9 protein-coding genes are annotated in these 12,753 nt (G+C 39.0%); 8 read left to right on the top strand and 1 reads right to left on the bottom strand.

What is annotated here, in order from left to right:
* Position 1: 1 nt before the first annotated feature.
* Positions 2-2,956: a hypothetical protein gene (locus tag D0T49_RS08490; RefSeq protein WP_163630332.1), complete on the bottom strand. Its 2,955-nt coding sequence runs from the start codon at positions 2,954-2,956 to the stop codon at positions 2-4.
* A gap of 301 nt (positions 2,957-3,257) precedes the next feature.
* Between D0T49_RS08490 and D0T49_RS08485 the strand changes: the two genes are divergently transcribed.
* The 8 genes from D0T49_RS08485 to D0T49_RS08450 all read left to right on the top strand — a co-directional run bounded on the left by D0T49_RS08485 (position 3,258) and on the right by D0T49_RS08450 (position 12,467).
* On the top strand, positions 3,258-4,784 hold the full coding sequence (locus D0T49_RS08485; protein WP_163630329.1) for a right-handed parallel beta-helix repeat-containing protein: 1,527 nt from the start codon (positions 3,258-3,260) through the stop codon (positions 4,782-4,784).
* A gap of 125 nt (positions 4,785-4,909) precedes the next feature.
* Positions 4,910-6,337: an RNase adapter RapZ gene (locus D0T49_RS08480; RefSeq protein ID WP_163630327.1), complete on the top strand. Its 1,428-nt coding sequence runs from the start codon at positions 4,910-4,912 to the stop codon at positions 6,335-6,337.
* Between the two features lie 51 nt (positions 6,338-6,388).
* Positions 6,389-6,754: a four helix bundle protein gene (locus D0T49_RS08475; RefSeq protein WP_163630324.1), complete on the top strand. Its 366-nt coding sequence runs from the start codon at positions 6,389-6,391 to the stop codon at positions 6,752-6,754.
* Between the two features lie 123 nt (positions 6,755-6,877).
* On the top strand, positions 6,878-7,612 hold the full coding sequence (locus tag D0T49_RS08470) for a nucleotidyltransferase family protein (RefSeq protein WP_163630322.1): 735 nt from the start codon (positions 6,878-6,880) through the stop codon (positions 7,610-7,612).
* Positions 7,613-7,846: 234 nt separating this feature from the next.
* Entirely contained in the window at positions 7,847-8,344 is a 498-nt protein-coding gene (locus D0T49_RS08465) for a DUF4199 domain-containing protein (protein ID WP_163630320.1), read from the top strand.
* A gap of 9 nt (positions 8,345-8,353) precedes the next feature.
* Positions 8,354-9,307 (top strand): glycosyltransferase family 2 protein, encoded by a 954-nt coding sequence (locus D0T49_RS08460; RefSeq protein ID WP_163630318.1) that lies wholly within the window; start codon positions 8,354-8,356, stop codon positions 9,305-9,307.
* A gap of 25 nt (positions 9,308-9,332) precedes the next feature.
* A complete protein-coding gene (locus tag D0T49_RS08455; RefSeq protein WP_163630316.1) occupies positions 9,333-10,607 on the top strand; it encodes a DUF2851 family protein in 1,275 nt (424 codons plus the stop codon).
* Between the two features lie 36 nt (positions 10,608-10,643).
* On the top strand, positions 10,644-12,467 hold the full coding sequence (locus tag D0T49_RS08450) for an Ig-like domain-containing domain (RefSeq protein WP_163630314.1): 1,824 nt from the start codon (positions 10,644-10,646) through the stop codon (positions 12,465-12,467).
* Positions 12,468-12,753: the final 286 nt, after the last annotated feature.

Raw genomic sequence — 12,753 nt, 5'->3', positions numbered from 1 at the left:
ACTAATAAACTAATTGATTCGAGTCCGAACCTCCAATTGTTAATCCCTCAGGAATACGTATTTTCAATTCAATCCGGATAGACTGGTCTTCTTTCAGAGGCATACCTGCAACAGTAGAGTTTTTCGATGCCTTGATAGTAAATTCCAAAGCATCAAGATAAGCCAGCGCGCCTTCTTCTGTTTCCTTCAATCCCAGATTAACTTTACTTTCTCTGGCTTTTCCATCAATGTCGCACGACTGTATTTTCATGTCGGCCGATAACGAAACGCCCTCCAGTAACCGTCCATTATCTTGAAGTGGACGTACACTAAGGTCTAAATCCAAAGGAATACTATTAGCAACTATAGCAATCACATCAATTTTCTTTGCCATTTTCAAGTAATCGGCCAGCCCCGCCTGCAAACCACCAATAGTATCGCAATACTGTATTCTGAAATCTTCGCCAAAATTCAACGGTACATTCACAGCATATCTGAATTCAATATCATTTTCCTGTATATTCAAGTCGACCTTATGATGGTCGCCAACAACTTGTGGGGTAACTTTAATCTCTATTTCGTCCGGCACAGTTTTCAGCAAATTCGGTAAGTTTGGAATTTCAATGGCTGTATATCCTGTTGATACGTGCTCACCATCTTTCGCAAGCCAAAATTTGCTCCAAGTGTGTTCGCCCAACTCCTCGGCTGCTTCAATTGTCAACGGAGTAGATATTTTACCGTTTTCGATTACGCTTCCATTACGCTTTGGCAACAGTTCCAAATTAACCTTTACGGGCAATCCCATTGTATTTCCCACTTCAAGCGTTATCACAGGGTCTATCACATCAAACACGTTTTGTCCGCTGGTAAGCATGTCGGGTAAGTCTGTTAGTTCCAGCTTTTCATTCACAGGGTCTATCTGAGGTTCTACTTTACCCTCGATGGTTCTGATTTTTATTTCACCGATATTCACTCCCGGCGTTATGGTTACGGTACCTACCTGCTCAGCATTCAGCGTAGTTGAGTTTACATAAGCCTTACCACCCAACAGCACTTTTTCATCATACTTGAACATACCGTCAGTAATTTCAATACCGTCAGCACCAAAGTCAAAACCTACCAAATAGATAGTTTTCCTATAGCCATCAGCAACTTTAAATCCGCCCTCAAATACAGCCTTATTCTCATCGTTCACATCACCTGTCCTAAACTTAAATTCGCTTGGGAATTGTATAAACGCATTATCAAAAAACACATCTTCTATCTCTGCGGGCAAACCTTCAACATCAATACTCAGTTCCAACGCCGCAGAACCTCCCAACCCAATAGAGTAAAGTTTTTTCACTTCCTCGGCAATGAACTCATTAATATTAATTTCTTCCTCATTCGTTGTTATAATATCAAAAGCTATGCTCTTGGTATCAATAACAGCATCCACTATTTCTAAGCCTACGGCTCTGAGTTCCAATTCAATCTTTTTTTCGCCAAAACCATTGATGGTATTAAATCTTGCGGTAGTTTCATCCAGCGTTAATCCCGTAACACGGTATTCCACACTTTCTTCTATCTCCACTTTACGGTCAACCACATCTCTGTTCAGCACTATTTCTTCTATCTCCAAGTCATGAGTATTAAACAAGTCGGCAATAGGCAACGTAAGGATATTGGTGTTCACATCCAAATAAGTTCCATAAGGTTTGAAAGAGAAAATCTCAGGCAATTCAATAACACATTCGCCTCCCGCCTTGAAAGTAAACGGAGCTATCGCAGGGTCGTTAATGATTAGCTGTAATTTTGCTCCAGGTGCCAGTTGCAACTTATGAATTTTTGCTACTTCTATAGGAAGGTCTTTTATTGTTTCTTTATAATCTTCCGCACCAATTTCATCTTGAATATCTTTTTCGTTGACAACAATTTCCAGATCGTCTATTTGCGGAGAGGCATTCAGCGAAATAGAAAAATTAACTTCCGACACTGAAGGCAGTTTCGCGGCATCAACATATCCTTGTGCTATTTGATAATGTATTCCGTATGGGATTGTACTATTATAGCTCAAACTTCCGGTTTGGGGATAACCCGACAAATCCACATAATCAATCTTGAACGACGCAACATACTCACCTGTACTAACATCCAAATCTGCATTTTTTATTACAAATGAATTAGTAGTTGCACCCTCAACTATTTGTGTGCCTACTCCTGTGTTTGAGCTAAGTATATATTCTTTAGGAAAATCAATATAAAAATCGACAATTTGGTCTTGCAGACGTTCATTACCGCCAGGAATAGCTCCTTCGTATAACAAACTATTAATTGTTGATTTATCAAACTTGACTGTTACAATGTTATTCTTAAGATATACTTTCTCTATTTTTTTCAGATCCTGAGTAAAATCAAAATTAAGATTAATATCGAAATCATTATCATCTATATAATTATAAGGCCCGAAAGGTATGGGAGCCGATGGCACAGGATCTGAATAATCAACGCCAAAAACATCCATCTTCGAGAATGTTTTTGACAGGCTCTCGTCAACATTAGGTACTGCAAAATCATTCAGATTGGTTTGCGGGATAGTAATAGGGTCGGACGACACCACAACAGGGTCAAACTCAATATCCTGAAAAACAATATCGGAAGCTTCAGTTACAATAGGGGTTATACTCACCGGGTCTAACGTAAAAGCAACAGCTTCGATAGCATCGATAGACGCATTGGATGTATCTTCCAGCCGAAGGGAATACGACCCGTCTTCTGATTTTTTCAGAATATCAGCCGCCTGTTCGTCCACGATAGAACCTAATGTGACAGGCTTGGTAGAACCTAACGGAATTGTCAGAGAATCGCCACCAATGGTCATCTCTGTATTTATGCCTTTTGACAGGTCATAATCTTTTTTCCTACAGTTTGTAAATTGAACTACAATTACCAATAGGGCAAGAAGATAGATTTTTTTTCTTACGATTAATAAACGCATGATATACAATTTTTTAAGAAGTTCGAAACTGAATCTTTTTCTATACGTGTGAAAATATATTTATTTCCCCAAATAAAATTTAAAGGTAAAACTTTTTTCGGGAAAAAAGATAGATTCAAAAGCAAAACTTTATTTTTTAACACTTACTCTATCTATCAGCACTTTAAGCTATTATTCAGGGATATATTAAGTAAAAAAAGTAAAGTTTGAAGCAACTATTATACAATATTCTGTATTTGGTTTACTTTTGCAAAAATAAAATATGTACATTTACGTTTTAGTAATCAAAGTAACTTAAAAAATGCCGTCTATTATTAGGAGCAACATATTTTCAGCCATTATTTTCACCTCTCTTCTCTGCATGGGTTTCCTTTCATCCTGCAATAAAGATGTTTTTTCTTCCGACCCGAGTCACTCACTATCCTTTTCTGTAGATACATTAAGTTTCGATACCGTTTTCACTACCATAGGCAGTGCTACAAAACGCGTCATGGTGTATAACAATAACAATAAAGCTCTGCGCATAAGCAATATAGGATTAAAGGAGAACACCTCATCCGTTTTTAAAATCAATGTAGACGGACACAACTCGCCCAACAACCGATTCAGCAACATTGAAATAAGTGCTAAAGACAGTATGTACATTTTTGTATCGGTAAAGGTAGACGAGCTTGGAATAAATTTACCTTTTTTTATCGAAGACGAACTGTTTTTTCAGCTTAATGGAAAGACACAAAACGTTGTGCTCGAAACCTATGGGCAAGATGTTATATTTTTAAAAGGAGTAGTTTTTGAAGAAGATGCAACGCTGACCGGCGAGAAGCCCTATGTAATACACGACAGCTTAATTGTAGCTCTGGAAAAGACATTGACCTTGGAAGCGGGCTGCCGCCTTTACTTCCATCAGAATGCGGCATTGCGCGTAAGCGGCAACCTGATAGCAGAAGGAACGAGAGAGAAGCCCATTGTGATGCGTGGTGACAGGTTCGACAATATAAACTTCGACAAACCTGTACCTTACAATACCGTTGCAGGACAATGGGATGGCATTTATTTAACCGGAGACAATACCAAACACAGCCTGAAGCACGTACATATAAACAGCGGATATGTGGGCATCTACATACGCAATAGCGAAGAAGAGACCATACCTGCACCCGAAAATATGCCGGAAATAGAAATTGTAAATTGCCGCATACATAACTCCCTGTTTTACGGACTGGCTATCGAAAATGCAAACGTGACAGTTGTAAACAGCGAAATATCAAATTCGGGAAGCTACCTTGTGTATATGAACGGTGGCACGCATACTTTCGTACACACTACTATCGCCAATTATTTCAACAAGGGAGAAAGTTCCGCTCAGTCAAAATTCAGAAATTCGGGCGAGCCGTCTTTCATGATTATGGGATTAGATAAGACTGCCCCTATGAAAACCACATTTCTGAATAGTGTAATTACGGGTAGTTTCGACAATGAATTGACCATAGCTACACGGTTTCCCGAACTGTACGACGGAATTTTTAAAAATTCGTACATACGAAAAAAAGAGCCACTTGAAACTCCCCAGTTCGACGAATCGATACAATGGTATAAGAAAGATGATATAGTATTTACCTCCATAGAGTTTGATATGGAAAAAGATAAGTATTACAATTTCACACCCGATTCCGTATCTCCGCTTCGCAATTTGGGCGACCCTCAAACACTTGACTTACCGGAATATAGCAAATACGACCTACGTTACGATATGAATGGGAACGACCGCAAGGAAAACGAAAAACCCGATGCAGGTGCATATCAATGGGTTCCCAAAAAAGAAGATTAACATTGGTTTCACGCATAGAAACATTATAGTATATAAAACTCCGGCAAATGAAACAGTTATTCCATAGCCAAATCTGCCATTTACTATTTAACGAAAAAGAATCGTAATAATAATTCTGTCCGAATATGAATGAATTAGAAACTCTATTCCAACAGCTCACTAACGAGAAATTATTGATAAAAGAAGAACTGTCGGCCTCCGGCTCCAACCGTAAGTATTTCCGGCTGGAAAGTAAAAATACGGCAGTTATAGGAGTTGAAGGTACTTCGGTCGAAGAGAACAGGTCTTTCATCGAAATATCAAAACATTTTTATAAACTGGGGTTACCTGTACCTGAGTTTCTTTTGCAAAGTTCCGACGGGCTATGTTATATTCAGGAGGATTTAGGCGACACATTGCTTTTTGACTATATTGCCGATGGACGAAAAACAGGATTATTTCATGAAAAAGAGAAGGAAATGCTCCGCAAAACCATGCGAAAACTTGCCAAAATACAAGTGCTTGGAGCAAAAGGGTTGGATTTTTCCCTTTGCTACCCACAGCCGGAGTTCAACGAACGCTCCATCCTTTGGGATTTGAATTATTTCAAATACTGTTTTCTGAAAGCTACCGGATTGGATTTTCAGGAAAATCGTCTGGAAGATGATTTTAAAAAGCTGTCGGACATTCTGTTATCCTCAAAAACAGATACTTTCATGTACCGCGATTTTCAGAGCCGCAACGTGATGATAAAAGACGAACAGCCTTATTTCATAGATTTTCAAGGGGGACGAAAAGGTCCTGTATATTATGACGTTGCCTCTTTCCTTTGGCAAGCCAAGGCGAAATACAGCCCCGAACTGCGCGACGAATTGTTAGAGGTTTATTTGGAATCTCTTAATAAGCTAATGCCTGTTGATAAAACATTCTTTTGCAGCCGGCTCAAACATTTCGTTCTTTTCCGTACGCTGCAAGTACTTGGGGCTTATGGATTCAGGGGGTATTTCGAGAAAAAGCCACATTTTTTGCAGAGCATACCTTTTGCTTTGGAAAACCTACGTGCAATACTCAGAGACAGCGATTTTGAATATTCATATCTGATCGACATTTTAAAGCAAATGACTGAGCTGAAACAGTTTCGCGAGGTGTCCTTACATAAGCCATTGGTAGTAAAGGTATATAGCTTCTCATACAAAAAAGGAATACCAAACGACGATTCGGGCAACGGCGGCGGTTTCGTATTCGATTGCCGTGCCGTAAACAATCCGGGAAAATACGAACGCTATACTCACCTTACAGGATTGGATGAGTCAGTTATCAAGTTTTTGGAAGAAGATGGCGAGATTACCAAGTTTTTGGAGAGTGCATACAGCCTTGTCGATGCCTCAGTAAAACGCTACAAAGACCGTGGGTTTACCAATCTGATGATAAGTTTCGGCTGTACCGGCGGACAACACCGCTCAGTATATTCTGCGCAAAAAATGGCTGAACACATTAATGAGAAATTCGGAGTAGAAGTACAACTTATCCACAGGGAACAGAATAAAGAAGAACTTTTTTGTTCCAGAAATTAGTGCTCCGCACGAGATTGCTTGCTCAAATAAGATATTCGTAAATCAAAGAATATGAAGTTAGAAGATTTGGAAATTTATAATTTATCAATGGATTTAAGTGATAAAATATGGGATATTGTCATGGCATGGGATTACTTTTCCAAGGATACTATTGGAAAACAATGGACTCGCTCTTCCGATTCTGTTAGTGCAAATATTGGCGAAGGTTTTGGTCGAAATTCCTATCGGGATGCACGAAGTTTTTATTACATTACCCGTGGCTCACTATACGAAAGTAAAACATGGCTTGAAAAAGCCAAACGGCGCAGTTTGATTTCATTTGAATTATATGACGATATACTTTCTACCCATAATACTTTAGGAATAAAGTTAAATCGTTTTATAAATGTCCAAACAAAATTAATAGAGAAAAAATAATCTATTTCTCTAAAAATCACATTAGAACTAACCTAATCTTATTTACTTTGCTTGCAAAAAATCTCACAAAGTAAATCTCATACATAGAATTAATCTCGCCCGAAGGGCAAATAACAGATACAGATGAAAGCAATGATATTTGCTGCCGGACTGGGCACGCGCCTTAAGCCGTTGACAGATTCTACTCCAAAAGCACTAATTCCGGTTGCAGGAAAGCCTCTTTTGGAGCATGTAATTTTAAAATTGAAGTCAGCCGGATTTGATGAAATCATTATAAACGTTCATCACTTCCCCGATATGATTATTGAATTTTTGAAGCAAAACAGAAACTTCGGCATACGCATTGAAATCTCGGACGAACGCGATATGCTGCTTGATACGGGGGGAGGAATACGCAAAGCTGCCCGGTTTTTTGATGATGGAAAACCTTTCCTCATTCACAACGTGGACATTTTATCAAATATCAATTTAAAGGATTTATATAATAATCATGTGTCGTCAGATTCATTGGCAACTTTGGTAGTGAGCAAACGGGACACTTTTCGCTATCTGCTGTTTGATGAAGAAAATCGGCTTAAGGCATGGACTAACGAAAAAACAGGCGAAGTAAAACCATCCTCAGTTAAAGATATATCGATGTATAACAAATTGGCTTTTTCCGGCATACAGGTACTCTCTCCTGCCGTTTTCGACCTGATGAAAAATTGCCCCGAAAAATTTCCGATTATGGATTTTTACCTTTCGAACGCAGAATCGCAAAAAATAAGCGGATACATCCCCTGTCATTACCAAATGCTGGATGTGGGCAAACTGGAGGTGTTAGATGCAGCCGACGAATTTGCACGAAGAAACACTTAAGTATTTTATAGTAAGTATTCGCCACAAATTAACTTATATTATTTAGCTCACATAGGGCAATACGAAAACACATAGAAACACAGTAGAAATTACATATAAGCCATATGTACCTATGTGGCAAAAAATAAAAACTAATTAAGACCATGTGCTTAACTTTATCTTTCCTTCACAAATCTCCTTTTTTACATATAAGTGTTTTTTTATACCTTTGTCATTTACTAAAAATGTAAATTTATGCAAATCAACGTTATGAAATCCGCTATGAAAAGCGGCCTTATATTAGGAGTACTATTCTCTATCAATTTTTTCCTTATGTCTGCAAACTTCATCCTTGGAGTAGGTTTAGTAATGGCTATAATTATTGTTGCAACATACCGCGTAACAATACAATTCAGGGATAAAGAGTGTGGTGGCTATATTAATTATGGAAGAGCCTTGTTATTTATCTTACTATCGTTTTTCTACGCTTCGCTTATTTCTGCTGTAATCAAACTTATATACCTTCAGTTTATCAATACAAATTTCCTTCCCAACCTTCATAATGAAGTCCTGCTTTTTTGGGAAAGTGCAAATATACCCATTGATGAAACACTTGAAGAAACCGCAAACAGCATATTCAAACCAGCATCATTTTCAATGTATCTTATTTGGATGAATATGTCGGGAGGAACCTTCATCGGATTGATTATGGCAGCATTTGTGAAAAAGGAAAAAAGTATTTTTGAAGAATAACACACCATTATGGATATATCTGTAATTATACCACTATATAACGAGGAGGAATCGCTTCCTATTCTTTTCGACTGGATAAAGCGGGTGATGCACGAAAATAATTTCACATACGAAGTTATCTTTGTCGACGATGGCAGCTTTGACAACTCATGGGGAGTAATTGAAACGCTAAAAGAGAAATTTCCTGATATTGTACGGGCGCTCAAATTCCGCCATAATTATGGAAAATCGCCTGCGCTGTACTGTGGATTTCAGGTAGCAAAAGGCGATGTAGTAATTACTATGGATGCCGACCTGCAAGACAGCCCCGACGAAATACCGGAACTATACTCCATGATTAAGAACGACGGGTACGATTTGGTATCGGGTTGGAAAAAGAAACGCCACGACTCTAAACTAACAAAAAACCTCCCCTCTAAACTTTACAACGCAACAGCACGTAAAGTAACAGGGCTGAAATTGCACGACATGAACTGTGGGTTAAAGTCGTATAAAAACGAGGTGGTAAAAAACATCGAAGTATATGGCGATATGCACCGTTACATACCCTATCTTGCCAAAAACGCAGGCTATACCAAAATCGGCGAAAAAGTAGTGGAACACCGCAAACGCCAGTACGGAAGCACCAAATTTGGCATGAACCGGTTTGTAAACGGCTATCTGGACTTAATGACAGCATGGTTTTTGGCCAAGTTCGGCAAAAAACCGATGCACCTTTTCGGACTAATCGGTAGCCTTATGTTCCTTATTGGTTTCGTAATGGTGGTAGTGGTAGGAGCAAACAAATTGATAGCCCTTTGGTCGCACGCCGCCGCCCCGTTGGTTACAAACAGTCCTTATTTCTACATCGCGTTGGTAGCTATGATTTTAGGCACGCAGCTTTTCCTTACCGGATTTGTAGCGGAAATCATCGCACGAAACTCTTCCGAACGGAACAAGTACCAGATTGAGAAAAAAATATAGTACATCAGCCTCATAGCAATAAAGCATGAAAGAATCGATTCTGCACTACGTTTGGCAACAAAAGTTATTTCCTACGGACAATTTGAAAACTACAGACGGCGAAGCTGTCGAAGTAATTGATGTAGGGCGTACAAATACAGATGCAGGGCCTGACTTCTTCAATGCTAAAATAAAAATAGGAGATACCGTTTGGGCCGGTAATGTAGAAATACACACCTGTTCATCCGACTGGGAAAAGCATAATCACAGTCAGAATGCTGCTTATGATTCGGTTATCCTGCATGTGGTAAAAACGGCCGACAAAGACACTTTCCGCTCTGATGGGTGTAAAATACCGCAAATGGAACTGACTATTCCTGACTATGTAGAGAAAAACCACCAAAATCTGATTGATGCGGTAAAATGGGTTGCATGTGCTGATAAAATTAATTCAGTACCATCTATCTTTATCCAAAGTTGGAAAAACGCACTGCTTACTGAGCGTTTGGAACAGAAAACGCTCACCATTCAGAATTTGCTTAGCGAAAACAATCAACACTGGGAAGAGAGTTTTTACATTGTATTGGCACACAATTTTGGATTTGGGAACAACGGACAAGCTTTCGAATTGTTATCAAAGTCTATCCCCCTGAACGTGCTTGCAAAACACAAAGACAATTTATTGCAGTTAGAAGCATTCCTTTTCGGACAGGCAGGCTTGCTGCCCGATGAACCGAAAGATGACTACGCCACAAGCCTGATAAAAGAATACGCTTTTCTCAGGTCGAAATATAATTTGAAAACAACTCTGACGGCGTCGCAATGGAAATTGTCACGTATCCGTCCCGTAAATTTTCCACACATACGTATAGCGCAGTTTGCAGCATTAATTCACACTTCAAGCAAACTGTTTTCCAAAATACTGGAAAAACCCGAAGTAGAGTACATCAAAACATTATTCGTAAGTGAGCCATCCGATTACTGGCAAACGCATTATACCTTTTCGGACGCACTAAGCCGTAAACAAACAAAAAAGTTGGGCGAACAAGCCATCAACGTTATATTAATCAATACCGTAGTTCCGTTTTTGTTTTATTACGCATCACAAAAAGGAAAACAGGAATTGAAAGAAAAAGCATTGGGGCTTTTGGAAGAAATTCCGGCCGAGCAAAATTCCATCGTAACAAACTGGGCGGATATCGGTATTAAAAGTAATTCGGCTTACGACTCGCAAGCCCTGATTCAACTGAAAAAACGATATTGCGACGATAAAAAATGTTTGCGTTGCCGGATAGGGCACAAAGTGCTTACGGTTAAATAAAAAACTTTTATCTTTTCTTAAAAGTACATCCATAATATGAAAAACAAAATAGATATTGGCCATTTCATTGTTATATTGCTAATTATGAGTTTCGTATACTCCTGTGCCAACAGGGGATCCGGACCTACCGGAGGCCCTAAAGACGAAACTCCTCCTAAAGTAACAAAATCGAATCCCGTAAATGGCTCTCTGAATTTTGCTAAAAAAGAAATTCAGGTTGAGTTTGACGAAAACATATCATTGGATAAACTGACTGAGAATGTGGTTATTTCTCCTCCTCAACAGAGAAACCCCGACATACGGGCGCAGGGAAAAAGGCTTATCGTGCGCTTTGATGAAGAACTGAAAGAAAATACTACTTACACTGTTAATTTCGGGAACGCGATAGTAGACCTGAACGAAAAAAATCCGTTGGAGAATTACCGTTTTGCTTTCTCTACAGGCAGCAAGATAGACACCTTAAGCATATCAGGCTTTTTGGTAAATGCCGAAGACCTGAATCCGGCTTCGGGAATCATTGTGGGTATATATGCCGAGCACGACGATTCCGTTTTCACAAAAAAACCTTTCCTGCGGATTGGAAAAACGGACGAGATGGGTTATTTCGTCATCGATAATATCAAAGAAGGCACATACCGCATCTTTGCACTGGGCGATAATAACCGTGATTATTATTTTCAGACCGGCGAAGGCCTTGCCATGTACGACTCCTTAATCACTCCCACATTCGAAATGGTGGAACACAGGGATACTATTTGGGCCGACTCACTCACTATCGACACAATACACATTCATCGTCATGCCCATTTCTACCCCAATGATATTGTATTACGGTATTTCAAAGAAAACAAGGTACGCCAATACTTTATTAAATCGGAACGCACCCAACCTGAGAAATTCACATTATACTTCAATACTACTTTAGCCGAACTGCCTAAAATAGAGCCATTAAACTTTGAATGGGAAGATAAGTATATCCTACAACGCAACAACACTTTAGACACGCTAAGCTACTGGCTCACCGACTCCATTACATGGAAAACGGACACCCTGAGAATGGCAATGACCTACTTCAAAACCGACTCCATATTCCAGTTGGAGCAAACCACCGATACTATTAACGTAGTAACAAGAAAAACAAACGCACGAGCAAGAACTACCAGAAAAAACAACGAAAAAGATAAAAAACAAGCTCTTTCATTCAAAACAAACATAAAACCCACTTTTGAAGTATACGACCCCATCATTATTCAGGTAAGCGAACCCCTGATTGATTACGATATTTCAAAAATAAAACTGAACGAAAAGGTTGACACCATTCTTAAACCGCTTGTGTACGAATGGCAACAAATAGATTCAACCAAAATGATTTTTTCGATGAGTTACAAGTGGGAGCCGGAAAAATCCTATACGCTTGAAATTGATTCGGCTGCTTTCACCAGCATTTACAATAAGTCGAATGATGAAAACAAAAGCCCTTTTAAGGTACGCTCGCTCGACGAATATTCCGAAATTAAAATAGTACTGACCGATTACGACTCACGTGCCGTTATCCAAATTCTGGATGCTAAAGACAAAGTTGTACGCACAAAAAATGCCGAAAGCGGAGGCACCTTGTTTCAACATCTGAAACCGACGGATTACTACGTCCGCATGTTTATTGACGAAAACGGAAACGGCAAATGGGACACAGGCGAATTCAGCACACGCCGTCAGCCCGAAGAAGTGTATTATTATCCGCATAAGCTGACCTTGAAAGCCAATTTTGAATTTACAGAAATATGGAATCACAAGGAAATGCCTTTACTGGAACAAAAACCTCTGGAAATACTTCAAGACGTATCCAAAAAGAAGAAATAATGAGGGCATTTAAAAAAACGGAATTCATCAAAAGAAAAGGATTCCGTTAAATATTTGTGCTTAAAAAATTAAGCCTCTATTTTTGTCCTTGCATTCTTCGAGCAAAAATGAAGAATGATTTAGTTAGCTACAAGTTATTAGCTACAAGCTATAAGTCTTGTCCTTTTATCTTTTTTAATACAATATGAATCTTTCTCAGCAAATAACACCTCAAAAAAATGCCTTTGCAAACGTTAAAATGTTTGTAAATAGCATTATTATGTTAGAGAGAGAGAGAGAGAGAGAG

Origin of the sequence: Paludibacter sp. 221 (genome assembly GCF_010501035.1) — a bacterium.
In the GTDB taxonomy this organism is placed as follows: Bacteria; Bacteroidota; Bacteroidia; order Bacteroidales; family Paludibacteraceae; genus QVMH01.
Note: the sequence above shows the minus strand (reverse complement) of the source record. Positions and strands in the feature narration are given on the sequence as shown.

Bases quoted from the DNA above. Each gene is read 5' to 3' on its own strand.
- D0T49_RS08455 (WP_163630316.1), top strand. From the start codon at position 9,333: ATGAAAGAATCGATTCTGCACTACGTTTGGCAACAAAAGTTATTTCCT.
- D0T49_RS08480 (WP_163630327.1), top strand. From the start codon at position 4,910: ATGAATGAATTAGAAACTCTATTCCAACAGCTCACTAACGAGAAATTA.
- D0T49_RS08450 (WP_163630314.1), top strand. From the start codon at position 10,644: ATGAAAAACAAAATAGATATTGGCCATTTCATTGTTATATTGCTAATT.
- D0T49_RS08475 (WP_163630324.1), top strand. From the start codon at position 6,389: ATGAAGTTAGAAGATTTGGAAATTTATAATTTATCAATGGATTTAAGT.
- D0T49_RS08485 (WP_163630329.1), top strand. From the start codon at position 3,258: ATGCCGTCTATTATTAGGAGCAACATATTTTCAGCCATTATTTTCACC.
- D0T49_RS08470 (WP_163630322.1), top strand. From the start codon at position 6,878: ATGAAAGCAATGATATTTGCTGCCGGACTGGGCACGCGCCTTAAGCCG.
- D0T49_RS08490 (WP_163630332.1), bottom strand. From the start codon at position 2,956: ATGCGTTTATTAATCGTAAGAAAAAAAATCTATCTTCTTGCCCTATTG.
- D0T49_RS08460 (WP_163630318.1), top strand. From the start codon at position 8,354: ATGGATATATCTGTAATTATACCACTATATAACGAGGAGGAATCGCTT.
- D0T49_RS08465 (WP_163630320.1), top strand. From the start codon at position 7,847: ATGCAAATCAACGTTATGAAATCCGCTATGAAAAGCGGCCTTATATTA.